Source organism: Leucobacter weissii (assembly GCF_017565745.1).
GTDB lineage: Bacteria > Actinomycetota > Actinomycetes > Actinomycetales > Microbacteriaceae > Leucobacter > Leucobacter weissii.
In genome coordinates, this window is sequence record NZ_JAGDYM010000013.1 from 125,573 (window position 1) to 148,307 (window position 22,735).

The window sequence follows — 22,735 nt, forward strand, 5'->3', positions numbered from 1 at the left end:
CCCGGTCGCGGGAGCCTCAGAAGTCGTTGAGCTTCTCGGTGTCCTCGGGGATCGCGCCGTCGGCGAGCAGCGACTCGCCGAGCCGCTTCAGCGCGGTCAGCGCGACGTTCTGCGTCATCGGCCCGTAGGAGATGCGCGCGACGCCGAGTGCCTCGTACTCGGCCGCCGTGAGGGCGCCGGGCAGGCCGATCACGCTCAGCTTGCCGGCGCCGAGTCCGTCGACGAGCGTCCTGGTGTCTTCCGCGTCGAGCACGCCCGGGACGAACACGCTCTGCGCACCCGCCTCGAGATAGGCCCGGCCCCGCTCGATCGCGTCGGCGAGGCTCTCCGCACGCGGACGATCCCCCGCCTTCACGATGGCGTCGGTGCGGGCGTTGAGCACGAAGCGCACCCCCTCGCGCTCACCGGCCTCGATGGCGGCTCGCACGACAGCGACGGACTCGTCGAGCGGACGGAGCCGATCCTCGATGTTGGCTCCCGACACGCCGACGCCGATCGCGCGGCGCACCGTCTCGCCGGTATCGCCGAATCCGCCGTCGAGGTCCGCCGTGACGGGGAGGTCGGTGGCGGCGACGATGCGCTCGATCGCGGCGATCAGCAGGTCGAGGGGGATCTTCTCGCCGTCGGGGTAGCCGTGGGAGGCGGCGATGCTGTGCCCCGCCGTCGCGATGGCCTGCGTGCCGGGAAGCTGCGCGACGAGGCGCGCGCTGACGGCATCCCATACGTTGACGAGGCGCAGGATCTCCGGCGCTTCGTGCAGCTCGGCGAGCTTCACGGCATCGACCGCGACGCGGGTGGTGGACCTGGGGTGCTCGATCGAAGTCATGCCGTCCAGCCTACGCGGGACTCGCCGCCGCGAGAAGGGGTCGCCGCACTCGCACACCGCATTCGGAGCATCGGCACGGAGTTCTCAATGCCCCATGCCAAGGCCCCCGTCGACCGGGATCACGGCGCCGGAGATGTAGGCGGCGTCGTCGCCCGCCAGCCAGGCCGCGGTCGCGGCGATCTCGTCGACGCGGCCGAAGCGACCCGCGGGGATCGACGCGAGGTAGGCCTGCTGCTGCTCCTCCGGCAACGCGGCGGTCATGTCGGTCTCGATGAAGCCGGGGGCGATGACGTTGGCGGTGATCCCCCGCGAGCCGAGCTCGCGCGTGAGCGACCGCGCGAAGCCGACGAGCGCGGCTTTGGAGGAGGAGTAGTTGATCTGTCCCGGGGAGCCGTACAGCGCGACCACGCTGGAGATGAGGATCACCCGACCGAAGCGGCCCTTCAGCAGCCCTTTGGCCGCCCGCTTGACGACGCGGAAGGTGCCGGTGAGGTTGGTGTCGACGACCTCGGTGAAGTCGTCCTCGCTCATCCGGAGCAGGAGGGTGTCCCGCGTGATGCCGGCGTTCGAGACGATCACCTCGACCGGTCCCAGCTCCTGCTCGACCCGGGCGAAGGCCGCGTCGATCGACGCGGCGTCGGTCATCTCGGCCCGCACGGTGAGCGTGCCCTCCGGCCCCTCTCCCGAGCGCGCGGTCACCGCCACGCGGTGCCCCTCCGCGACGAGTCGTGCGGCGATGGCGGCGCCGATGCCGCGATTGCCGCCGGTGACGAGGACGGTGCGGGAGGTGGTCATCGGGGTTCCTTTCGACGAGTATCCCCAGCCTATAGCCCGGCCGCAGGAGTAGTCTGGTCGGATGGCCGAGCAGTACGACGTGACATCCGTCGGCGCGAGTCCGGCCGAGGATCGCGCCCACCGTATGCGCGTCTACTTCATCGCCATGAGCATACGGGTGGCCTGCGTCGCCTCGCTCTTCTTCGTGCGCGGATGGTGGATCCTCGTGGTGGGCGCCGGTGCGGTGCTCCTCCCCTATTTCGCGGTGCTCTTCGCCAATCAGGCCGCGCACGGCGGCGGGCGCACGCCCGAGGCCCCCGCGCCGCTCGAGCTCACCGGAGCGGATTCCCCGCCCACCGGCGGCGCCTCCGATCCGGCGGCGCCCGGCCCCGCTGGGTCGGAGACCCTTCTGGTCGTCGATGTCCTGGCGGAGCGGCGGGCGGCGGACGAGGATCCGCGGTGATCGGCGTGCTGTCCGGCTCCCTCGGCGCCGCGCCCGCCGAGCGACATCTGTGCAGCCGTGCCGGATGCCCGGAGACGGCGGAGTGGGCGATCGAGTGGCGCAACCCCAAGATCCACGCGGAGGATCGCCGCAAGACCTGGCTCGCCTGCCCGGAGCACCTCGAGTTCCTGCGCGACTTTCTGGCGCTCCGTTCCTTCCCGCTGACGGTGCGACCGCTCGAGTCCTCGGAGGCGTCGGCATGAGCCTCACGACCTCCGCCCCGTCCGAGAGCGTCGCTCCCCCGCAGGACGCCGCGCCGGTGCCGGTGGGGTGGAGCTTCCTGCGCAGCCGCCGCTGGCTGGGCTATTCCGCTCTGCTCGTGGCCTTCTCCCTGGCCTGCGCCTGGTTCGGCAACTGGCAGTTCGACCGCAGGGACGAGGCGCAGGCCGAGATCGCGCGCATCGATCTCAATTACGACGCCGCGCCGGTGCCGCTCGGCGATGCGCTGACGGATCGTGCGGGCTTCGACGAGGATCGGTTGAAGTGGCGCACGGTGGAGGTCGTGGGCGAGTACGTCGGCGATCCCGTCCTCGCCCGGAACCGCCCGGGCAATGGAAGCGTGGGTTCCGATCTGATCCAGGCCCTGGAGCTGCCCGATGGGAGCGTCTTCTTCGTCGATCGCGGTTGGATCCCCGTGTCGGGGACCGACGATGCGCCGGAGACGCTTCCGACTCCGGCAGCGGGCGAGGTGACGGTGCTCGCGCGGCTGCGGGCGAGCGAGCCGGGCATCGCGGGGCGCGAGGCCTCCGGGAGTTCGGTGCCCAGCATCGACGTGCCGCTCCTGGCCGGGCTCACGGGGGTGGGAGATCGCGCGTATCTCGGCGCATACGGCCAGCTGGTTGCGGAGACGCCCGCTGGAGAGACGGGGGTGCTCGCGGTCCGGCCCGAGCGCGACGAGGGACCGCATCTCTCCTACGCGCTGCAGTGGTACGTCTTCATCCTGATCGCGATCATCGGCGTCGGATACGCGGCGCGGCAGGAGTACCGCGCTCTCAACCCGGAGAGCGACTCGGTGCGGCGGGAGGATCGGAGGCGCGAGGCCCGGAGCCGGCGCCGCGGCCCCAGCGATGCCGAAGAAGAGGACGCTCTCCTCGACGGGTGAGCGCACGAACCGTTGCGCCGCAGCTCTGCGAAAGCGGATCCTGTGCACGAAACCGCATCGTTTGCACCGCGCACAGGATCCGCTCTCGCGCACAGGATCCGCACTCGCGGGTGTGCAGCGATAGGATCTCACGCGTGCAGTCTCGAACGGGTTCGCTCACCGCAGCCATCGCGGTGATCCTCGTGTGCCTGCTGACCGGATGCGCGCCCGACCCCGCCCCCGAAGACATGCGCGAGTCGCTGATGGAGGTCGTGGAGGATCCGACTCCGCCGAAGGCCGCGGAGACCTACGACGCGCGGCTTCATCCCGATCCGATCGCGGATCCGGTCGAGTGCGCGCCGTATCTGGTCGTGACGGCGAGAGGCACCGGCGAGTCGTCCGAGGAGCACATGCTGTCGCCCCTCACGCGCGTCGTCTCGGATGCGCGCCCCGGTGAGGTGCTCACCCTCGATCTCGACTATCCGGCCGATTCCGATATGAACGAGGGCGGCACCCGAGGCGTGCGGCTGCTCATCGACACCCTGGGCGTGCAGGCCGAGGCCTGCGCGGAGCAGCGTTTCGTGCTGATCGGCTACTCCCAGGGGGCCATGGTGGTCGGGGATGCGCTCGCCGCGCCGGCCACGAGGCTGGTGGGCGCCACGACGGGCGAGCTGGCGCCCGGGGTCGCGGATCGGATCCTCGCGGTCGTGCTCTACGGCAATCCCCGATTCACCAGCTCGGAGACCTACAGCTTCGGCACCTTCGACGCCGGGGTGGACGGACTCCTGCCGCGCCAGGCGGGAAGCCTCGCCGGGTTCGCGGATCGCCTGCGCGACTACTGCGTGGCCTGGGACTTCGTGTGCCAGCGCAGCCTCGATCTCGACGGCGGCGCCCACGGCACCTACTACGACAACGGCATGCTGCTCGACGGCGCGGCCTTCGTCATCGTCCGCCTGCCGCTCCTCGATTCTGCCCCCTCGGCGGCGGACCGAGCCGAGCCGCGAGATCCCGGATGAGCGCTTCGCGCTCGATCGGCCGGCGCGGCGCCGCTACGCCAGCTCGATGAGCTCCAGGTACTCCTTCGACCAGTGATCCTCGGTGCCCTCCGGCATGATGAGCACGCGCTCCGGGTTCAGCGCCTCGACGGCCCCGGGATCGTGCGAGACGAGCACGACGGCGCCGCTGAAGTTGGCGAGCGCGTCGAGCACCTCCGCCCGGCTGGCGGGATCGAGGTTGTTGGTGGGCTCGTCGAGCAGCAGCACGTTCGCACTCGACACCACGAGCATCGCCAACGCGAGCCGGGTCTTCTCCCCGCCCGAGAGCACGCCCGCAGGCTTGTGCACGTCGTCGCCGGTGAAGAGGAAGGACCCGAGCACCTTGCGCGCCTCGGTCTCCGTGAGATGCTGCGACACGGCGACCATGTTCTGCAGCACGCTCGCCGAGACGTCCAGCGTCTCGTGCTCCTGAGCGTAGTAGCCGATCTTCAAGCCGTGCCCGGCGACGATCTCGCCCGCATCGGCGGCGTCGATCCCGGCCAGCAGCCTCAGCAGCGTGGTCTTGCCCGCGCCGTTGAGCCCCAGCACGACCACCTTCGCCCCCCGGTCGATCGCGAGATCGACCCCGGCGAAGATCTCCAGCGAACCGTAGGATTTCGACAGCCCCTCCCCCATCAGCGGGGTCTTGCCGCAGGGCGCCGGATCCGGGAACCTGAGCTTCGCGACCCGATCCGACTGGTGCTCGTCCTCGAGGCCGGCGAGCATCTTCTCCGCGCGCGCGACCATCTGGTGGGCGGCGGCCGCCTTCGACGCCTTCGCGCCGAAGCGAGCTGCCTGCTGCTGCAGCGCCGACGCCTTCTTCTCGACGTTCGTCCGCTCCTTGCGGCGGCGCTCCTCGTCCGCCGCGCGCTGGCGCAGGTAGAGCTTCCAGCTCATGTTGTAGACGTCGATGACCTGACGGTTGGCGTCGAGGTAGAAGACCCGGTTCACGGTCTCGCCCACCAGGTCGATGTCGTGGCTGATCACGATCACGCCGCCCTTGTAGGCCTTCAGGAAATCGCGCAGCCAGACGATGCTGTCGGCGTCGAGGTGGTTGGTCGGCTCGTCGAGGATCAGCGTGTCCGCATCGCTGAAGAGGATCCGCGCCAGCTCGATTCTGCGCCGCTGCCCGCCGGAGAGCGTCTTCAGGGGCTGGTCGAGCACGCGATCCGGCAGGCCGAGGTTGTTCGAGATCGAGGCCGCCTCTGCCTCGGCCGCGTACCCGCCGAGCGCGTGGAAGCGATCGGTCAGCGTGCCGAAGCGGCGCATCGCCTTCTCGGCGATCCGAGGATCCTCGCTCGCCATCTGCTCCGTCGCCCGCGCGATGTCGGCGGTGAGGGTGCCGAGCCCGCGCGCATCGAGGATGCGGTGCCGCGCGATCTGCTCCGGATCCCCCGTGCGCGGATCCTGGGGCAGGAAGCCGAGCTCGCCGGCCACGACGATCCGGCCCTCCGCCGGCTGCAACTCGCCCGACAGCGTGCGCGTCAGCGTGGTCTTACCCGCGCCGTTGCGCCCCACCAGGCCGACCTTGTCGCCCGGGTTGACACGGAAGCCCACCCCGCCCATCAGCCGGCGCGCGCCCACATCGATGGCGAGGTCCTCTACGGTGATCACCGTCTATCCCTCAACTCTGCAAAAAATATCAGCGCCGCCTACCGGCGGGGCGCTTGGTTGAAACAGCCCACTGGGCTGTTTCCGATCGCGATATGAGAGCCAGGCTCTGCACCCACGAGTTTGTGCATAATCTCAGCGCCGCCTACCGGCGGGGCGCTTGGTTGAAACAGCCCACTGGGCTGTTTCATTGCGATCTGAGCCGCAGGCTCAGATCGCAAACCCAAGCGCCCTCATCATATCGCGGCCGTCCTCGGTGATGCGCTCCGGCGTCCACGGCGGCATCCACACCCAGTTGATGCGGAAGGCCCGGACGAGCCCGTCGAGCGCCTCGGCGATGTCGTTCTCGATCACGTCGGTGAGCGGGCACCCCGCGCTCGTCAGCGTCATGCTGACCACGAGGGCGTCGTGCTCCTCGTCGAAGGCGAGGTCGTAGATCAGGCCGAGATCGACGATGTTGACGCCGAGTTCGGGATCGCTGACATCCTTCAACGCCTCGAGCGCCTGCTCGCGGAAGTCGGGGTCGATGGATACGACGTTCACGGTCTCGTTCATGATGGCCAGTCTACGCCGCGTCGCTCAGAAAGCGATCGTAGCCCTCCTCCTCCAGCCGGTCCGCGAGCTCCGGCCCGCCCTGCTCGGCGACGCGCCCGTTCACGAACACGTGCACGAAATCGGGCTTGATGTAACGCAGGATGCGGGTGTAATGGGTGATGAGCAGGAGACCGAGCCCCGTCGTCTCGCGCGCGCGGTTGACGCCCTCGGAGACGATCTTCAGGGCGTCGACGTCGAGACCGGAGTCGGTCTCGTCGAGCACCGCGAACTTCGGCTTGAGCAGTTCGAGCTGCAGGATCTCGTTCCGCTTCTTCTCGCCGCCCGAGAACCCCTCGTTCACATTCCGCTCGGCGAAGGAGGCGTCCATCCGGAGGTTCTCCATGGCGCCCTTGACCTCCTTCATCCAGGTCCGGATGGCCGGGGCCTCGCCGTCGATCGCGGTCTTCGCGGTCCGCAGGAAGTTGGCGTTGGTGACGCCCGGGATCTCGACCGGGTACTGCATCGCGAGGAAGAGACCGGCCTGGGCGCGTTCATCGACCTCCATCTCGAGCACCTCCTCGCCGTCGAGCAGGATCGAGCCCCCCGTCACCTCGTAGCGCGGATGTCCCGCGATCGCGTAGGCGAGGGTCGACTTGCCCGAGCCGTTCGGCCCCATGATGGCGTGCGTCTCCCCCTGGCGGACCGTGAGGTCCACGCCCTTCAGGATCGGTTTGGAGCCCTGCTCGGTCTCGACGCTAACGTGCAGATCCTTGATCTCGAGAACGGAAGTCATGCGGCAATCTCTTTCGTGACAGTGGGGTCGATGTATACGTCGTCGCCGTCGATCTCGACGACGAAAACCGGGACCGGCTCATAGGCCGGAAGGTTCTGCGGGATGCCGGTGCGGAGCGAGAAGGCCGATCCGTGCGCCCAGCATTCGAGGGTGTCGCCCTCGACGAATCCCTCGGAGAGACTGATCTGGCCATGGCTGCAGGTGTCGCCGATCGCGTGCACCTCTCCGTTCGAGTCGAGCACCACGGCGATGGGCACCCCCTCGAGCTCGACGCGCACGGCCTGGTCCTGCACCAGATCGCCGAGCGAGATGGCCCTGATCCGCGCCATCAGCGAGCGGACGCCGACGATGAGGCGAGTTCGGCTTCGACGGCCTCCTGCAACCGCGCCTCGGTCTCGGCATGGCCGATATGCGCGATCACCTCGAGGAGGAAGCCCCGCACCACGAGCCGACGCGCCTCCTCCTCGGGGATGCCGCGGCTGCGCAGGTAGAAGAGGTGCTCGTCGTCGAAGCGGCCGGTCGCACTCGCGTGCCCGGCGCCCGCGATGTCCCCGGTCTCGATCTCCAGGTTGGGGATCGAGTCCGCCCGGGTGCCCTCGCTGAGCACGAGGTTGCGGTTCTGCTCGTAGCTGTCGGTGCCCGTCGCGGTCTGCCGGATCAGGACGTCACCGATCCAGACGGTGCGCGCGCCCTCGCCCTGCAGCGCCCCCTTGTAGGTCACGCGGCTGCGGGTGTGCGGCGCCTGGTGGTCGAGATAGACCTGGTGCTCCAGGTGCTGACCGGCGTCGGCGAAGTAGGCGCCCAGAGCCTCGCCGTTGCCGCCCTCGTGATCGAGGTGGATCGACGGGTTCACCCGCACGACCTCGCCGCCCAGCGACACGGTGATGTGCGTCAGCGACGCGTCGCGGCCCACCGTCGCGTAGTGGCTCGCGAGATGCCTGGCGCCGTCATCCCACTGCTGCACGCTCACCACGGTGAGCTTCGCGCCGTCGCCGAGTACGATCTCGACGTTCTCACTCAGCTGGGCCGAGCCGCGATTCTCGAGGATCACCAGTCCCCTCGCGTGGGGCTTCGCCTCGATCACGGTGTGGGCCGCCCGGGGCGAATCGCCCAGACCGTCCCGGGTCACCGCGACGGTCACCGGCTCTTCCGCGGCCAGCGTGACGAGGTGCGCCTCGCCGAAAGCCGACCAGGCCGCTGCTGCGCCGCGCTCCTCGGGAATGCCCGCTCGTCCGATCCGCGCGTCATCCCTCGGGATCCACTCGGCGGTCACTCCGTCAGCCGGACTCGTCTCGACCGGCGTCCGCGATCCATCGAGCTCTCCGTGCAGCAGTGCATCGAGCTTGGCGACGGGACTGAACTTCCAGACCGCCTCGCGCCCGGTGACCGCCGGAAAATCGTCGACCTCGGTGCTCTTCGGCCGCTCGGATCGGGTCTGGACCGGAACCCGGTTCGCCCAGTCGCCGTCCGAGTGCGCGCGGAGCCCGTGCTGGTCCGTTCCGCCAGGGGCGGCCTGATTCTCTGCGACAGCCTGCGACATTATCCGACGGATCCTTCCATGCCCATCTCGATGAGCTTGTTCAACTCGAGCGCGTATTCCATCGGCAGCTCGCGTGCGATGGGCTCGATGAAGCCGCGCACGATCATCGCCATCGCCTCCTCCTCGGCGAGGCCGCGGCTCATGAGGTAGAACAGCTGCTCCTCGCTCACGCGGGAGACGGTCGCCTCGTGCCCGAGCTCGGCGTCGTCGGTGCGGATGTCGATGGCCGGGTAGGTGTCGCTCCGCGAGATCGTGTCGACGAGCAGGGCGTCGCACACCACCGAGTTCGCCGCGTGATGAGCGGTCGAGTCGACGCGCACCTCGCCCCGGTAGCCCGTCCGCCCGCCCCCGCGCGCGATGGACTTCGCGAGGATCGACGACTTCGTGTGCGGGGCCAGGTGGATCATCTTGGCGCCGGTGTCCTGGTGCTGGCCGGGGCCGGCGAAGGCGACCGAGAGGGTCTCGCCCTTCGCGTGCTCGCCCGTCAAGAAGATCGACGGGTACTTCATGGTGACCTTCGAGCCGATGTTGCCGTCGACCCACTCCATGGTGGCGCCCTCCTCGGCCATCGCGCGCTTGGTCACCAGGTTGTAGACGTTGTTCGACCAGTTCTGGATCGTCGTGTAGCGCACGCGCGCGCCCTTCTTCACGATGATCTCGACCACGGCGGAGTGCAGCGAGTCGCTCTTGTAGATCGGCGCGGTGCATCCCTCGATGTAGTGGACGTAGCTCCCCTCATCGGCGATGATCAGCGTGCGCTCGAACTGGCCCATGTTCTCCGTGTTGATCCGGAAGTAGGCCTGCAGCGGGATCTCGACGTGGACGCCCTTCGGCACGTAGACGAAGGATCCGCCAGACCACACGGCGGTGTTCAGCGCGGCGAACTTGTTGTCGCCGGACGGGATCACCGTGCCGAAGTACTCCTCGAAGAACTCGGGATGCTCCTTGAGCGCGGTGTCCGTGTCGAGGAAGATGACGCCCTGGGCCTCCAGATCCTCGCGGATCTGGTGGTAGACCACCTCGGACTCGTACTGAGCCGCGACGCCGGCGACGAGGCGCTGGCGCTCCGCCTCGGGGATGCCCAGCCGCTCGTAGGTGTTCTTGATCTCCTCGGGGAGTTCCTCCCACGTCGTCGCCTGGCGTTCCGTGCTCCGCACGAAGTACTTGATGTTGTCGAAGTCGATGTCGCTCAGGTCGGCGCCCCAGCCCGGCATGGGCTTGCGGTCGAAGATCTGCAGCGCCTTCAACCGGCGCTGCAGCATCCACTCCGGCTCGCTCTTCAGCCCCGAGATGTTGCGCACGACCGACGCGTCGAGACCGCGCTCGGCGGAAGCGCCGGCCTCGTCCCGATCGTGCCAGCCGAACTCGTATACTCCCAGACCCTCGAGCTCGGGCCGGTCAATCAGTACCTCTGGCATCGTCCCTACCCCTCTTTCGTCCCGTCGCGGGGAATCGTCGCGCATGCGAAAAACGCACATGCATCCGATTCCCTGCAGCGGTGCAGTAGTGTGGGCGTCGAAGCGCCCGTCCGCTCGCGCACGCGGCGCTGAGCTACAAAGTCCCAGTCTACAGCCTCCTCCCGGAAATGTCAGCGACGGAACGCACGCATCCGTGGGGCGGCCCGAAAGGAAACCGTTGTCTGACGGAAACAGCCCCGACGGTACCGGTACCGAACGCGAGCGCCTGCCGCGTCTCCTGCCGGTGGCGGCCTGGGCGTCATTCGTGCTCAACGTCCTCATCATCGGCACCGGGGGCGCCGTCCGTCTCTCCGGTTCCGGTCTCGGCTGCTCCGACTGGCCCCTCTGCACCCCGGAGTCGCTCTTCCCCACGCCCGAGCAGAGCTATCACAGCCTCATCGAGTTCGGGAACCGCACCATCTCCGGACCCATCCTCCTCGCCGCGGTGATCGTGTGGATCCTCTCCTGGCGCCTCCGCCGCGAGCGGCGAGATCTCCCGGTGCTCGCCTCCCTCGTGCTCGGCGGAGTGCTGCTGCAGGCGCTGATCGGCGGCATCGTCGTCTGGATGCACCTCAACGCGAACCTGGTGGGCGTCCACTACTTCCTCTCCGTCGTGCTCGTCTGCCTGACCGCGGCGTTCCTCGCGCGCATGCGCGAGGAACCGGGTCCGCGCATCCGGTCGGCGCCGAAGCCGTTCGTCATCCTCACCCACGCGACCAGCGCGGTGCTCGCCGTGACCGTGATCTTCGGGATCCTCACCACGGGCGCCGGGCCCCACTCGGGCGATGTGGGCATCGAGCGCGACGGCTTCGACGCCACGCTGCTCTCGCACATCCATGCCTGGCCGGGCTACCTCTTCGCCGCGCTGATCCTCGTGCTGCTCGTCTGGGCGGCCAGAGCTCGTCTGCGGCCGCTGCCGTGGCTCGTCGCGCTGCTCTGCGTCACGGTCGTGCAGATCGTCGTCGGCGTCTGGCAGGCCCGAGACGGCCTGCCGGAGATCCTCGTCGGCATCCACATGGTGCTCGCGGCGATCAACGCGGCGGCCATGACCGTCGTGATCCTGCGCCTCAAGCGCCCCGCGCCCGCGCCGGCGCCGGCACAGCCGTCACCGATTCCCCATACCACCTGAGACCCACCAGAGGAGATCAGCATGTCCGATCACATTTCCGCCGACTTCGCGACGCTCGCGCCCCTGAACAAGCAGCGTATCCAGCTCGCCCTCGACCGTCAGGAGGTGACCCACGGCGTCGACGACGACGGGGACATCGTCGCCGCGTTCGACAGCGGCATGTTCTGGTTCGTGACGCTCGGCAACGAGGGAGAGATCTTCGTCTCCCGCGCCGCCTGGCGGGCCTGGGTCCCGGGCACGCTCCGCTTCGAGGCTCTGGAGGCCGTCAACGAGTGGAACGACACCCGGCTGTTCCCCGCCGCGAGCACCTCGGTGGACGACGACGGCGACGTCCAGTTCTCGGCCGTGCGCACCACCGACATGGAATACGGGATCACCGACGAGCAGCTGCGCCACGAGGTGCACACGGCGATCTCCGCGTCGCTGCAGTTCTTCGAGTTCCTGGAGGCCCGCTTCCCCGGCGCCGTGGAGCAGGCCGAGGCGTACCGGCGCGCTCAGGAGGAGCAGGAGGACTGAACCTCCCGCTCCCCCGTGCGGCGCAGTGCGCTCAGTGCTGCACCGGCGGCTCCGCGCCGTAGCCGGTGAGCGCGCGAACCTCCATCTCGGCGGCCAGCCGCTTCGATTCCTTGCGATGATCGAGCAGCGAGCCGAGCCAGGCCAGCAGGAAGCCGACGGGGATCGAGACGATCCCCGGGTTCTTCAGCGGGAAGAGCGCGAAGTCGATCGACTCGCCCAGCACCGCCGTCTCGTTTCCCGAGACCACCGGCGAGAAGACGATCAGCACGACCGCCGTGGTGAGGCCGCCGACCATGCTCAGCACGGCGCCCCGGGTCGTGAACCGGCTCCAGAAGAGCGAGAACAGGATCGTCGGCAGATTGGCGGACGCCGCTACCGCGAAGGCCAGCGCGACGAGGAACGCCACGTTCTGCCCCTGCACCCCGATGCCGCCGAGTATCGCGATCGCACCGATGACGAGGGTCGTGATGCGAGCGACGCGCACCTCCTGCTTCGCCGAGGCGCCGCCCTTCTTGATCACGCTGTTGTAGATGTCGTGCGCGAAGGAGGCGGAGGCCGTGATGGTGAGCCCGGCGACCACCGCCAGGATCGTCGCGAAGGCGACCGCCGAGATGAAGCCCAGCAGCAGCGGCCCCCCGAGCTGGAAGGCCAGCATGGGCGCCGCGGAATTCTGCCCGCCCGGAGCCGAGGCGATCGTGTCGGGCCCGACCATCGCGCCGGCGCCGTAGCCGAGCACGAGCGTGAAGAGGTAGAAGATCCCGATCAGCCAGATGGCCCAGACCACCGATCTGCGCGCCTCCTTCGCGGTCGGAACCGTGTAGAAGCGCATGAGCACGTGCGGCAGCCCAGCCGTGCCCAGCACGAGGGCGAGCGCGAGCGAGACGAAGTCCAGCGGGTTCGAGCCGTACTGCAGACCCGGCGCGAGGATCGCGTCGCCGTTGGCGTTCTCGGGGTTGTTCACCGCGGAATCGAGCAGCGCGGCGAAGTTGAAGCCGTTGAGCGCGAGCACCCACACGGTCATCACGGCGGCGCCCCCGATCAGCAGGACGGCTTTGATGATCTGCACCCAGGTGGTGCCCTTCATCCCGCCGATCAGCACGTAGAGGATCATCACCACGCCGACCACGACGATCACGAGCGACTGCCCGAAGCCGTCGTCCACGCCGAGGAGCAGCGAGACGAGGCCGCCGGCGCCGGCCATCTGCGCGAGCAGGTAGAAGAACGACACCGCGAGGGTGGTGAGGGCCGCCGCGACCCGCACCGGGCGCTGCTTCAGCCGGAAGGAGAGCACGTCGGCCATCGTGAACTTCGCGGTGTTCCGCATGAGCTCCGCGACGAGCAGCAGCGCCACCAGCCAGGCGACCAGGAAGCCGATCGAATAGAGGAAGCCGTCGTAGCCGTTGATCGCGATCGCTCCCACGATGCCGAGGAACGAGGCGGCGGAGAGGTAGTCGCCGGCGATGGCGATGCCGTTCTGCCTGCCGGTGAAGGAGCGTCCGCCCGCGTAGAAGTCGGCAGCGCTCTTGTTCGTGCGGCTGGCGCGGATCACGATCACCATGGTGACGGCCACGAAGGCCAGGAAGATCGCGATGTTCAGCACCGGGTTCTGCTCGGCGGAGGCGGTGTTCTGGAGGATCGGCAGGCTCATCGTCCGTCGCTCCCCTCGTCCGCGGCGGACCGCTCCTGCTCCTCGAGCTCGGCGCGCAGAGCGCTCGTCCTCGGATCGAGTCTCCGATTCGCGAAGGAGACGTACCACATGGTGATTCCGAAGGTGGTCACGAACTGCAGCAGCCCGAGGAGGATGCCGAGGTTCACGAAGCCGGGGACCGGTGCGGCCATCACCTGCGGGAAGAACGCGCCGAGGACGACGTATGAGAGGAACCACAGCATGAACGCTGCGGCGAGCGGGAACACGAAGCGCCGATAGCGGCGTTTGAGATCCTGGAACTCCGGCCTGGCGCGGAACTCCTCGTAATCGATTGGCGAGCGAGCATCGTTGCTCATACGACCTCCTTGTCGTGGCATCGCCGACTCGCGGGCACGAGTCGATCACCGAGAAGTCTGAAGGATATATTTGGGATCTGTCAAGATATATTTCAAAGATCGCCGCGTCGCAGCCCGCCCCCGAGCCGGCGCCTCCCGCGGGTCAGCCGCCCCTGCGGCACACTCCGGCCCCGGCGCGGCCCGGCCGCCCGGGTCGATCAGAACGGGAGCAGCGGGTCGATCGCGATCGCGATCGACAGCACCGAGAGATAGCTGATACTGCCGTGGAAGACGCGCATCGGGCGGCCCTCCCGGCCCCGGATCGCGCTGCCGTAGAGCCGGTGCGCCTCGACGATGAACGCTGCGCCCACCACGAGCGCGGTGACCGTGTAGACCCACCCCATCTGCGCTATGGGGACGAGCAGCAGACTCGAGGCCACCGTGGCCCAGGTGTAGAGGATGATCTGGAGACCGACCGTCGTGCGCCCCCGCACGACCCCGAGCATCGGCACGCCGGCGGCCGCGTAGTCGTCGCGGTACTTCATCGAGAGCGGCCAGTAGTGCGCCGGGGTCCAGAGGAAGATGATGAGGAAGAACACCCAGGCCGGCCAGTCGAGCGATCCGGTCACCGCGGCCCAGCCGATCAGCACCGGGAAGCAGCCGGCGATGCCTCCCCAGATGATGTTCTGCTCGCTGTGCCGCTTCAGCAGCATGGTGTAGACCACGACGTAGAAGAAGATGGCCGCGGCGCCCAGGACGGCGGCCAGCCAGTTCGTGGTCGCCCACAGCCAGATCACGGAGAGAAGGCCCAGCACCCAGGAGAAGATGAGCGCATTGCGGTCGGAGATCTCGCCGGTGACGAGCGGACGGCCCTTGGTCCGCTGCATGCGGCGATCCATGTCCCGGTCGAGGTAGCAGTTGAACGCACCGGCGGAACCGGCGCTCATCGCCCCGCCGAGCAGCGTCGCGAGCACGAGCCACAGGTTCGGGAAGCCCTGCTCGGCAAGGATCATCGCCGGAACCGTGACCACGAGCAGAAGCTCCATCACGCGCGGTTTGGTCAGCGCGACATAGGCGCCGACGGTGCGCCAGAAGCCTGCGCGCTCGGGACTTCTGGGAACCGTGGTCAAAGCATCGGACTGAGCGGACATCGCCTCCCATCGTACCGTAGGCTGGTGTTCGATGCGCGGGCGGACCGCCCGCCCGAACACTCCGCAAGAGAGGCTGGGTCTTGGCTGACGAACTGCAGTGGAACGAACTCGACGAGAGGGCCGTCGATCTGGCGCGAGTGCTCGCGGCGGACGCGGTGGAGAAGGTGGGCAACGGCCATCCCGGAACCGCCATCAGCCTCGCCCCCGCTGCCTATCTGCTCTACCAGAAGATCATGCGGCACGACCCGGCCGATCCCGACTGGATCGGCCGCGATCGCTTCATCCTGTCGGTCGGTCACAGCTCCCTGACCCAGTACGTGCAGCTCTACCTGGGCGGTTTCGGGCTCGAGCTCGAGGATCTCCAGGCGCTCCGCACCTGGGGATCCAAGACTCCGGGGCACCCCGAGTACGGTCACACCCGCGGTGTCGAGATCACCACCGGCCCCCTCGGGCAGGGCCTCGCCTCCGCGGTCGGCTTCGCCTATGCGCAGCGCTACGAGCGCGGCCTGTTCGACCCCGATGCGGCGCCGGGCACGAGCCCCTTCGACCACTTCACCTACGTGCTCGCGGGCGACGGCGATCTGCAGGAGGGCGTCACGAGCGAGGCCGGCTCGCTCGCCGGGCACCAGGAGCTCGGCAACCTCATCGCGATCTACGACTCCAACCAGATCTCGATCGAGGACGACACCGACATCTCGTACAGCGAGGATGTGAGGCTCCGCTACGAGTCATACGACTGGCAGGTCCTGGAGGTCGACTGGCGAGGCGCCGGTCAGCAGGACGCGGCCGGCTACGCAGAGGATCTGCCCGCGCTGCACCGGGCGATCCGGGAAGCGCAGGCCGAGACCTCGCGCCCCACGCTCATCATCCTGAAGACCATCATCGGCTGGCCCTCCCCCGGCAAGCAGAACACTGGGGGCATCCACGGCTCTGCCCTCGGCGCCGACGAGCTGGCCGCGCTCAAGGGCGTGCTCGGCTTCGATCCGGAGCGCAGCTTCGACGTCGCTCCCGAGCTGATCGCGCACACGCGGGAGCTCGCCGACCGCGGCGCGGCCTCCCGCGCGCAGTGGCGGGAGTCGTTCGACCGCTGGGCCGCGGATCATCCCGAGCGCAAGAGCCTGCTGGATCGTCTCGAGCGCGGCGAGCTGCCCGCCGAAGCGCTCGCCGCCCTGCCGCGCTTCGAGGCCGGCACCAGCATGGCCACGCGCGCCGCGAGCGGCAAGGTCATCAACGCGCTGGCTCCCGTGCTGCCCGAGCTCTGGGGCGGATCCGCGGATCTCGCCGGCTCCAACAACACCACCATCTCGGGCGCCGCCTCCTTCGTCCCGGCCCGCCGTTCGACCAAGGCCTGGCAGGGCGATCCCTACGGGCGCGTGCTGCACTTCGGCATCCGCGAGCACGCGATGGCGGCTATCCTCAACGGGATCCAGCTGCACGGCCTCACCCGCAGCTTCGGCGGGACGTTCCTGCAGTTCGCCGACTACATGCGCCCCGCGGTGCGACTCGCCGCGCTGATGAACGTGCCCAGCATCTTCGTGTGGACCCACGACTCCATCGCCCTGGGCGAGGACGGTCCGACGCATCAGCCGATCGAGCATCTGGCGTCGCTGCGCGCGATCCCCAATCTCGCCGTGGTGAGGCCCGCCGACGCGAACGAGGTGTCGGTCGCGTGGCACGAGATCCTCAGCCGGCACGGCGGCCCCACCGGGCTGGCTCTCACGCGTCAGAACGTGCCCGTGTTCCCGCGCGGCGACGGCCCGGCGGCCGGAGACGCCTTCGCCTCGCCCGAGGGCGCGCGTCGGGGCGCCTACGTGCTCGCCGAGTCCCCGACCGGGACCACGGACGTGCTGCTGATCGCCACCGGCAGCGAGGTGCAGCTCGCGGTGGAGGCCCGTGAGCGGCTCGCGTCCGAGGGCATCGGCGCACGGGTCGTCAGCGCGCCGTGCCTCGAATGGTTCGCCGAGCAGCCCGAGGACTACCGGGAGCAGGTGCTCCCCCGCGAGGTCACCGCGAGGGTCAGCGTCGAAGCCGGGCTCTCCCTCGGGTGGAGAGAGTTCGTCGGTGACCGCGGACGCTCGGTCTCCATCGAGCAGTTCGGCGCCTCGGCCGACTACCAGACGCTGTTCCGCGAGTTCGGCATCACCACCGAGGCGGTCGTCGAAGCCGCCCGCGCCTCCCTCGCGAACTGACCGAGAACGAGAGAAGGGCCCCCACCATGAGCAACGCACGCACCGCAGAACTCAGCGCGGCGGGGGTGAGCATCTGGCTCGACGACCTCTCCCGGCCGAGGATCGAGAGCGGTGAACTCGCCGCCCTGATCGGTTCCCACGACGTGGTGGGGGTGACCACCAACCCGACGATCTTCGCGGGAGCCATCGGACGTGGCACCGGCTACGGGGAACGGATCGCGGAGTGCGCGCGCCGCGGCCTGGCCGCCGAGGCGACGATCGAGGAGCTCACCACCGCCGACGTTGCCGACGCCTGCGACATCTTCGCGGAGGTGTTCGAGCGCAGCGGCGGTCGCGATGGGCGCGTGTCGATCGAAGTGTCGCCCGAATACGCGCACGACACCGCCGCCACGATTGCCCAGGCGCGTGCCCTGTGGGAGCGCATCGCGCAGCCGAATCTGATGATCAAGATCCCGGCGACGGTGGCGGGGCTCGAAGCGATCAGCGCGGTGATCGCCGAGGGCATCAGCGTCAACGTGACGCTGATCTTCAGCCTGGGACGCTACCGCGAGGTCCTGAACGCCTACCTGAGCGGTCTCGAGCGGGCGCGCGCCGCCGGTCTGGACATCTCGCGGATCCACTCGGTCGCCTCCTTCTTCGTCTCCCGACTCGACACCGAGATCGATCGACGGCTCGGCGACATGGGCACCCCGGAGGCCCTCGCTCTGAAAGGCCAGGCCGGGCTGGCCAACGCCCGCCTCGCCTACGACGTCTTCGAGCAGTCCCGGACGAGCGAGCGCCTGCGGCTGCTGCTCGGCCTGGGCGCGAACGCCCAGCGCCCGCTCTGGGCGTCGACCGGCGTGAAGGACCCCTCCCTGCCCGACACCCTCTACGTCACCGAGCTCGTCGCGCCGGATGTGGTGAACACGATGCCCGAGGCGACGCTGCGCGCGCATGCCGACCACGGCGAGGTGCGCGGGGACACGATCACCGATCAGTATCTCGAATCGAACCAGCTCCTGAACGCCATCGACGGGCAGGGCATCGACTACGCCGAAGTCACCGCGCAGCTCGAGGCCGAAGGCCTGCAGAAGTTCTCGGCGTCCTGGGACGAACTGCTCTCGACGGTCGCCTCGGCGCTGGAGGACGCGCGATGACCGCGACGGTTCGCCTCGAGCCGGGCCGCGCGTTCGACGCGGGCCGGCGAATCGATGAGCTCGTGCGCGATCGCGCCGCCTCGCGCCTCTTCTCGCGCGACGCGACCCTCTGGGGCGCGGAGGCCGAGGCGGAGTCGAGCCGGCGTCTGGGATGGGTCGACCCGCTCCCCCTGGCGGATGCGCTGGTGCCCGAACTCGACCGTCTGCGGGAACGGCTGAACTCCCTCGGGCAGGACCGGGTGGTGCTGTGCGGGATGGGCGGCTCGAGCCTCGGGCCGGAGGTGATCGCCCGGCGCGACGACGCCCCGCTGGTGCTCCTCGACTCGACCCACCCGGACGACGTGCGGGCCGCCCTGCGGGAACTCGACCGCACGGTCGTGGTCGTCAGCTCGAAGTCCGGCTCCACGGTCGAGACCCGCAGCCAGCTGGCCGCGTTCGAGTCCGCCTTCGCCGCCGCCGGCATCGATGCGGGCGGCCGCGTGATCGTCGTCACCGACCCGGATTCAGCGCTCCACGAGCACGCGCTGCAGAACGGGTATCGCGTGTTCCTCGCCGACCCGACCGTGGGCGGCCGGTACTCGGCTCTCACCCCATTCGGGCTGGTGCCGTCGGTGCTCGCCGGAGCGGACGGCGCAGAACTCCTCGACGAGGCCCGGGCCGTTCTTCCCGCTCTGCGCGCGGACACGCCGGAGAATCCGGCGATCGCGCTCGCCGGAGCGCTGGCGAGCAGACTGCCGCAACGCTATGCGGCGCTGACCTTCGAGGATCCGGCGAAGAGCATCGGCCTGGCCGCATGGATCGAGCAGCTCGTCGCGGAGAGCACGGGCAAGCAGGGGCTCGGCCTGCTGCCGATCGAGGTGCCGGCCGATGCCCCGGAGCTGACGGACGGGCTTCCGTCCAGCGCCTTCGCCGTCGACCTCTCCGACGGCCGGGCCGGGACCATCGCCGCCGACGAGACGATCCGGGTGCTCGCCCCGCTCGGCGCGCAGTTCGTGCTCTGGGAGACGGCGACGGCGCTGCTCGGCCGCCTCGTCGGCGTGAACCCCTTCGACCAGCCCGACGTCGAGTCCGCGAAGGCCGCCGCCCGTGCGCTGCTCGCCGATGCTGGGAGCGACGGGCGCGCGACGCCGTCGCTCACCCCGGAGGAAGTGGCGGCCGAGCTGCGAGCACGGGTCGAGGAGCACGGTTACGTGGCGATCCAGGCATATGTGAGCCGCGCGGCCGGAGCGCCTCTGGCCCGCCTGCGCGCCAGGCTGAGCGAGACGCTGCGCGTGCCCGTGGCACTGGGCTTCGGGCCCCGCTACCTCCACTCCACCGGGCAGTTCCACAAGGGGGGCCCCGCACTCGGGGTGTTCCTGCAGATCGTCGATGCGTCGGCGACGGAACTGGCGATCCCCGGCTCCGACGCCGGTTTCGGCGCGCTCATCGCCGCTCAGGCCCGCGGTGACCGAGCGGTGCTCGAGGGCAACGGTCGGCCGGTCCTCGTGCTGGACCGGAACGACGCGGAGGCGCTGCTCGCCGCCTGGTGAGGCGTCTCCGGGCTTTCCGAGAGGCGAGAAGCGGCACCCCCCCCCCTGGATCAGGAGGAGGCGGGCTGGGCCTGACCGCGCCGTGCACGAAGCTTCTGCAGCGCCTGCTCGAGCAGCTCCTCGGCCTCCTCGGGCGTGCGGCGCTCCTTCACATACGCGAGGTGGGTCTTGTAGGGCTCGTTGCGCAGGAGCTGGGGCGGATTGCTCCGGTCCCGGCCGGCCGGCAATCCGCTCTGAGGAGAGTCGATCTGCTCCGGGATGTCCTCCTCGGGCACGTCCGCGGCGAAGTATCGCACCGTCTCGTTGCCCAGTGCGTCCCAGTAGGAGATCTCGATCCGCTCGGCGCGGATCCCGTGATCCTTCTCCCCCATCGGCCCCGAGCCGACGCGTGCACCACGAATAGCGTTACTGCCAGACAAGCTGGTCCTCTCTAGTTATGCGATCCCGACGATTCCGAACCGATGGGTCGACGATCTCCCCGGATCGGGTTCAGACGATCGAGAACCGTGCGATGAGCCCGAGGCCCACGATCGAGGCGAACCATACGAGCGAGACGACCACGGTCAGCCGGTTCAGATTGCGCTCGGCCACTCCGGACGAGCCGAGGCTCGAGGTCACTCCGCCCCCGAACATGTCGGAGAGCCCGCCGCCCCGGCCCTTGTGCAGGAGGATGAACAGCGTGAGCAGAAGGCTCGTGATCACCAGCACCACGATCAGGGCGATCTTCAGAATAAGCACGGAGTGAACCTTTCGGGGGTCGGAAGCCCGTGAGGGCCGAGGACTATGCTATCAAACTCCGCCGCAGTCGACGGCCCGACAGCGGTCATCCGGCGATGACGTGCTTCTTGAACTGCACGATGCGGCTGAACTCGTCGGCGTCGAGACTCGCGCCGCCGACGAGGGCGCCGTCGATGTCCGGCTGCCGCAGGAACGCGGCGACGTTCTGGGAGGTCACCGATCCTCCGTACAGGAGTCGCGTCCGGGCCGCGGCGTCGTCGCCGTGAGACTGCCGCACGCGAGCGCGGAGCTCCCCGATCACCTCCTGCGCCTGCTCCGGGCTCGCCGGCTCACCGCTGCCGATCGCCCAGACCGGCTCGTACGCCACGACGAACTCGGCGCCCGCCTCGAGGGAGGAGAGTGCGACGTCGAGTTGCGCGAGAGGCACGGCGGCCGCGCCGCTGGCCGCCCGATCCTCGGCGGTCTCTCCGACGCAGATCAGCGGCGCGATACCGGCCGCGGCGGCGGCGCGCGCCTTGGCCGCGACCGTCGCGTCGTCCTCGCCATGCCCCTGACGGCGTTCCGAGTGCCCCACGATCACGTAGTCCGCGCCCAGCTTCGACAGGAAGGAGGCCGCGACGTCGCCGGTGAAGGCCCCCGGTGCGTTCGGCGACACATCCTGAGCGCCGAGTCGCAGTGCGAGTCGATCGGCCGCGAGCAGGGTCTGGACCGAGCGGAGATCCGTGAAGGGCGGGAACACGGCGACCTCCACGGTGCCGTAATCGTGCTTGACGTCCTTCAGCGACCATGACAGTTTCTGCACCAGGGCGATCGCCTGAAGATGATCGAGGTTCATCTTCCAGTTGCCCGCGATCAACGGAACCCGTTCGACGACGACGGGCGCCGGGACCTCCGGCTGCGCGGACTGCGCCGATTGCTCCGCCTGCTCGGGGACGGCCGGGGCGCTCGCGGTCTTCTTCGACTTCTTCCCGAAGCTCATGCCAGTACCTCCAGTCCGGGCAGCGTCTTGCCCTCCAGATACTCCAGGCTGGCGCCGCCTCCCGTGGAGATGTGGCCGAAGCTCTCGTCGTCGAAGCCGAGCGAGCGCACCGCCGCAGCCGAATCCCCGCCGCCGATCACGGTGAAGCCGCCGGTCCCGGCGAGTGCCTCCGCGACCGCGCGGGTGCCCGCCGCGAAGGCCGGGAATTCGAACACGCCCATCGGCCCGTTCCAGAACACCGTCGCGGATTCGCCGATCGCTTCGGCGAAGGACCGAGCGGTATCGGGTCCGATATCCAGGCCGATGCCCTCGGCCCCGAAACGGCTCGACTCGAAATCGTCCGCCGGCACCACCTGGTGCTCGGCGTCCTCGGCGAAGGACGCGGCGGCGACAACGTCGCCGGGCAGCACGATCCGAACTCCGCGTCGCTGCGCCTCGGCGAGATATCCGCGGACGGTCTCGATCTGGTCCGCTTCGAGCAGGCTGCGCCCGACTCGGTGCCCGTTCGCCGCCAGGAAGGTGAAGAGCATGCCTCCGCCGATCAGGAGGGTGTCCACGCGCTCGAGCAGATGCGCGATGACTCCGAGCTTGTCGCTGACCTTGGAACCGCCCAGCACCACCGTGTAGGGCCGCTCGGGATGCTCGGTCAGACGCCGGAGCACCTCGAGCTCGGCGGCGACCAGTCTTCCGGCCGCGCTGGGCAGGGCCTCCGCGAGCTCGGTCACGCTGGCCTGCCGCCGGTGCACCACCCCGAAGCCGTCCGAGACGAACGCGTCAGCGCCGCGTGCGAGCTCCGCGGCGAAGGCGCGCCGCTCGGCCTCGTCCTTGCTCGTCTCCCCGGGATTGAATCGCAGGTTCTCGAGCAGCAGCACCTCGCCGTCGCGGAGCGCGGCACGAGCGCGCTCCGCCTCGTCTCCGACGGTCTCTCCGACGAAGCCGACCGGAGCCCCGAGCAGCTCCTCCAGTCGCGCTGCGACCGGGCGCAGGGAGGCGTCCGGATCCGGTGCACCGCCGGGACGCCCGAGGTGGCTGACCAGGACGATCCGCGCCCCCGCCTCCCGCAGCTCGCGGATCGTGGTGAGCGAGGCGCGGATGCGCCCCTCGTCCGTGATCTCTCCGTCGCGCAACGGCACGTTGAGATCGCAGCGAACGACGACTGATTTCGAGCGCAGATCCCCCAGGGATTCGAGTGTGCGCACGGGCGGCCTCCTTCGGCGTGGTGACATGCCGGGC

The 22,735-nt window shown here is 69.3% G+C and carries 24 protein-coding genes; 9 read left to right on the forward strand and 15 right to left on the reverse strand.

Translation table 11 applies throughout. From position 1 onward, the window contains the following. Positions 1-16: 16 nt before the first annotated feature. Together J4H92_RS11550 and fabG are read right to left on the reverse strand one after the other, a co-directional pair. Positions 17-826 carry an isocitrate lyase/PEP mutase family protein gene (locus tag J4H92_RS11550; RefSeq protein WP_208098341.1) on the reverse strand — a complete coding sequence of 270 codons (810 nt, stop codon included), beginning with the start codon at positions 824-826 and terminating at the stop codon, positions 17-19. Between the two features lie 84 nt (positions 827-910). Beyond that, positions 911-1,621 (reverse strand): 3-oxoacyl-ACP reductase FabG, encoded by a 711-nt coding sequence (gene fabG, locus J4H92_RS11555; protein WP_208098342.1) that lies wholly within the window; start codon positions 1,619-1,621, stop codon positions 911-913. A 61-nt stretch (positions 1,622-1,682) separates the two neighbouring features. On the opposite strand from fabG, the gene J4H92_RS11560 reads away from it, so the two are divergent. The 4 genes from J4H92_RS11560 to J4H92_RS11575 all read left to right on the forward strand — a co-directional run bounded on the left by J4H92_RS11560 (position 1,683) and on the right by J4H92_RS11575 (position 4,199). Next, positions 1,683-2,063, forward strand: a complete 381-nt coding sequence (locus J4H92_RS11560) for a DUF3099 domain-containing protein (protein WP_208098343.1) — start codon at positions 1,683-1,685, stop codon at positions 2,061-2,063. Next, positions 2,060-2,305: a hypothetical protein gene (locus J4H92_RS11565; RefSeq protein ID WP_208098344.1), complete on the forward strand. Its 246-nt coding sequence runs from the start codon at positions 2,060-2,062 to the stop codon at positions 2,303-2,305. The genes J4H92_RS11560 and J4H92_RS11565 overlap by 4 nt, the downstream gene beginning before the upstream one ends. After that, entirely contained in the window at positions 2,302-3,204 is a 903-nt protein-coding gene (locus J4H92_RS11570; protein ID WP_208098345.1) for an SURF1 family cytochrome oxidase biogenesis protein, read from the forward strand. Before J4H92_RS11565 ends, J4H92_RS11570 begins: the two co-directional genes overlap by 4 nt. A 134-nt stretch (positions 3,205-3,338) precedes the next feature. After that, positions 3,339-4,199: a cutinase family protein gene (locus J4H92_RS11575; RefSeq protein ID WP_341783085.1), complete on the forward strand. Its 861-nt coding sequence runs from the start codon at positions 3,339-3,341 to the stop codon at positions 4,197-4,199. A 33-nt stretch (positions 4,200-4,232) separates the two neighbouring features. Here the strand turns inward: J4H92_RS11575 and J4H92_RS11580 are convergent, their stop codons facing one another. The 6 genes from J4H92_RS11580 to sufB form a co-directional block, all read right to left on the reverse strand. Beyond that, positions 4,233-5,831, reverse strand: a complete 1,599-nt coding sequence (locus J4H92_RS11580; RefSeq protein ID WP_208098346.1) for an ATP-binding cassette domain-containing protein — start codon at positions 5,829-5,831, stop codon at positions 4,233-4,235. Positions 5,832-6,038: 207 nt separating this feature from the next. Next, complete coding sequence (locus J4H92_RS11585) at positions 6,039-6,383, reverse strand: metal-sulfur cluster assembly factor (RefSeq protein ID WP_208098347.1); 345 nt, start codon at positions 6,381-6,383, stop codon at positions 6,039-6,041. 10 nt (positions 6,384-6,393) lie between these two features. Then, positions 6,394-7,155: a Fe-S cluster assembly ATPase SufC gene (gene sufC / locus J4H92_RS11590; RefSeq protein WP_208098348.1), complete on the reverse strand. Its 762-nt coding sequence runs from the start codon at positions 7,153-7,155 to the stop codon at positions 6,394-6,396. Further along, on the reverse strand, positions 7,152-7,484 hold the full coding sequence (locus J4H92_RS11595; RefSeq protein WP_208098349.1) for a non-heme iron oxygenase ferredoxin subunit: 333 nt from the start codon (positions 7,482-7,484) through the stop codon (positions 7,152-7,154). The genes sufC and J4H92_RS11595 overlap by 4 nt, the downstream gene beginning before the upstream one ends. Continuing rightward, the gene (sufD, locus tag J4H92_RS11600) at positions 7,484-8,695 is read right to left on the reverse strand and encodes a Fe-S cluster assembly protein SufD (RefSeq protein WP_208098350.1); all 1,212 of its coding nucleotides are present in this window, start codon (positions 8,693-8,695) and stop codon (positions 7,484-7,486) included. The genes J4H92_RS11595 and sufD overlap by 1 nt, the downstream gene beginning before the upstream one ends. Beyond that, a complete protein-coding gene (gene sufB / locus J4H92_RS11605) occupies positions 8,695-10,113 on the reverse strand; it encodes a Fe-S cluster assembly protein SufB (RefSeq protein WP_208098351.1) in 1,419 nt (472 codons plus the stop codon). Before sufB ends, sufD begins: the two co-directional genes overlap by 1 nt. A gap of 217 nt (positions 10,114-10,330) precedes the next feature. Between sufB and J4H92_RS11610 the strand changes: the two genes are divergently transcribed. After that, complete coding sequence (locus tag J4H92_RS11610; protein ID WP_243752290.1) at positions 10,331-11,281, forward strand: COX15/CtaA family protein; 951 nt, start codon at positions 10,331-10,333, stop codon at positions 11,279-11,281. 21 nt (positions 11,282-11,302) lie between these two features. Further along, entirely contained in the window at positions 11,303-11,797 is a 495-nt protein-coding gene (locus tag J4H92_RS11615; protein ID WP_208098353.1) for a YbjN domain-containing protein, read from the forward strand. A gap of 31 nt (positions 11,798-11,828) precedes the next feature. Here the strand turns inward: J4H92_RS11615 and J4H92_RS11620 are convergent, their stop codons facing one another. From J4H92_RS11620 to J4H92_RS11630, 3 genes are all read right to left on the reverse strand, one after another. After that, positions 11,829-13,445 (reverse strand): solute symporter family protein, encoded by a 1,617-nt coding sequence (locus J4H92_RS11620; RefSeq protein WP_208098354.1) that lies wholly within the window; start codon positions 13,443-13,445, stop codon positions 11,829-11,831. Next, complete coding sequence (locus J4H92_RS11625; protein ID WP_208098355.1) at positions 13,442-13,801, reverse strand: DUF485 domain-containing protein; 360 nt, start codon at positions 13,799-13,801, stop codon at positions 13,442-13,444. The genes J4H92_RS11620 and J4H92_RS11625 overlap by 4 nt, the downstream gene beginning before the upstream one ends. Positions 13,802-13,998: 197 nt before the next feature. Further along, positions 13,999-14,931: a heme o synthase gene (locus tag J4H92_RS11630; RefSeq protein WP_208098356.1), complete on the reverse strand. Its 933-nt coding sequence runs from the start codon at positions 14,929-14,931 to the stop codon at positions 13,999-14,001. An 80-nt stretch (positions 14,932-15,011) separates the two neighbouring features. Between J4H92_RS11630 and tkt the strand changes: the two genes are divergently transcribed. The 3 genes from tkt to J4H92_RS11645 are packed head-to-tail and all read left to right on the forward strand — an operon-like array spanning position 15,012 to position 19,785. Continuing rightward, a complete protein-coding gene (gene tkt, locus J4H92_RS11635; RefSeq protein WP_208098357.1) occupies positions 15,012-17,120 on the forward strand; it encodes a transketolase in 2,109 nt (702 codons plus the stop codon). 26 nt (positions 17,121-17,146) lie between these two features. Then, positions 17,147-18,256 (forward strand): transaldolase, encoded by a 1,110-nt coding sequence (gene tal, locus J4H92_RS11640; RefSeq protein WP_208098358.1) that lies wholly within the window; start codon positions 17,147-17,149, stop codon positions 18,254-18,256. Further along, complete coding sequence (locus J4H92_RS11645; RefSeq protein ID WP_208098359.1) at positions 18,253-19,785, forward strand: glucose-6-phosphate isomerase; 1,533 nt, start codon at positions 18,253-18,255, stop codon at positions 19,783-19,785. The genes tal and J4H92_RS11645 overlap by 4 nt, the downstream gene beginning before the upstream one ends. Before the next feature lie 50 nt (positions 19,786-19,835). Here J4H92_RS11645 and J4H92_RS11650 read toward each other — a convergent pair whose 3' ends face one another. From J4H92_RS11650 to J4H92_RS11665, 4 genes are all read right to left on the reverse strand, one after another. After that, entirely contained in the window at positions 19,836-20,204 is a 369-nt protein-coding gene (locus J4H92_RS11650; RefSeq protein ID WP_208098360.1) for an RNA polymerase-binding protein RbpA, read from the reverse strand. Between the two features lie 70 nt (positions 20,205-20,274). Further along, positions 20,275-20,523: a preprotein translocase subunit SecG gene (gene secG / locus J4H92_RS11655; RefSeq protein WP_208098361.1), complete on the reverse strand. Its 249-nt coding sequence runs from the start codon at positions 20,521-20,523 to the stop codon at positions 20,275-20,277. A gap of 85 nt (positions 20,524-20,608) precedes the next feature. After that, complete coding sequence (gene tpiA, locus J4H92_RS11660) at positions 20,609-21,502, reverse strand: triose-phosphate isomerase (RefSeq protein WP_208098362.1); 894 nt, start codon at positions 21,500-21,502, stop codon at positions 20,609-20,611. Continuing rightward, positions 21,499-22,728, reverse strand: coding sequence for a phosphoglycerate kinase (locus tag J4H92_RS11665; RefSeq protein ID WP_208098363.1), 1,230 nt, complete (start codon positions 22,726-22,728; stop codon positions 21,499-21,501). Before J4H92_RS11665 ends, tpiA begins: the two co-directional genes overlap by 4 nt. Positions 22,729-22,735: the final 7 nt, after the last annotated feature.

Coding starts and splice junctions, on each gene's coding strand:
- tpiA (WP_208098362.1), bottom strand. CDS start 21,502: ATGAGCTTCGGGAAGAAGTCGAAGAAGACCGCGAGCGCCCCGGCCGTC.
- J4H92_RS11585 (WP_208098347.1), bottom strand. CDS start 6,383: ATGAACGAGACCGTGAACGTCGTATCCATCGACCCCGACTTCCGCGAG.
- J4H92_RS11550 (WP_208098341.1), bottom strand. CDS start 826: ATGACTTCGATCGAGCACCCCAGGTCCACCACCCGCGTCGCGGTCGAT.
- J4H92_RS11595 (WP_208098349.1), bottom strand. CDS start 7,484: ATGGCGCGGATCAGGGCCATCTCGCTCGGCGATCTGGTGCAGGACCAG.
- sufC (WP_208098348.1), bottom strand. CDS start 7,155: ATGACTTCCGTTCTCGAGATCAAGGATCTGCACGTTAGCGTCGAGACC.
- J4H92_RS11625 (WP_208098355.1), bottom strand. CDS start 13,801: ATGAGCAACGATGCTCGCTCGCCAATCGATTACGAGGAGTTCCGCGCC.
- J4H92_RS11645 (WP_208098359.1), top strand. CDS start 18,253: ATGACCGCGACGGTTCGCCTCGAGCCGGGCCGCGCGTTCGACGCGGGC.
- sufD (WP_208098350.1), bottom strand. CDS start 8,695: ATGTCGCAGGCTGTCGCAGAGAATCAGGCCGCCCCTGGCGGAACGGAC.
- J4H92_RS11665 (WP_208098363.1), bottom strand. CDS start 22,728: ATGTCACCACGCCGAAGGAGGCCGCCCGTGCGCACACTCGAATCCCTG.
- J4H92_RS11570 (WP_208098345.1), top strand. CDS start 2,302: ATGAGCCTCACGACCTCCGCCCCGTCCGAGAGCGTCGCTCCCCCGCAG.
- J4H92_RS11630 (WP_208098356.1), bottom strand. CDS start 14,931: ATGTCCGCTCAGTCCGATGCTTTGACCACGGTTCCCAGAAGTCCCGAG.
- J4H92_RS11615 (WP_208098353.1), top strand. CDS start 11,303: ATGTCCGATCACATTTCCGCCGACTTCGCGACGCTCGCGCCCCTGAAC.
- J4H92_RS11620 (WP_208098354.1), bottom strand. CDS start 13,445: ATGAGCCTGCCGATCCTCCAGAACACCGCCTCCGCCGAGCAGAACCCG.
- sufB (WP_208098351.1), bottom strand. CDS start 10,113: ATGCCAGAGGTACTGATTGACCGGCCCGAGCTCGAGGGTCTGGGAGTA.
- J4H92_RS11560 (WP_208098343.1), top strand. CDS start 1,683: ATGGCCGAGCAGTACGACGTGACATCCGTCGGCGCGAGTCCGGCCGAG.
- tal (WP_208098358.1), top strand. CDS start 17,147: ATGAGCAACGCACGCACCGCAGAACTCAGCGCGGCGGGGGTGAGCATC.
- fabG (WP_208098342.1), bottom strand. CDS start 1,621: ATGACCACCTCCCGCACCGTCCTCGTCACCGGCGGCAATCGCGGCATC.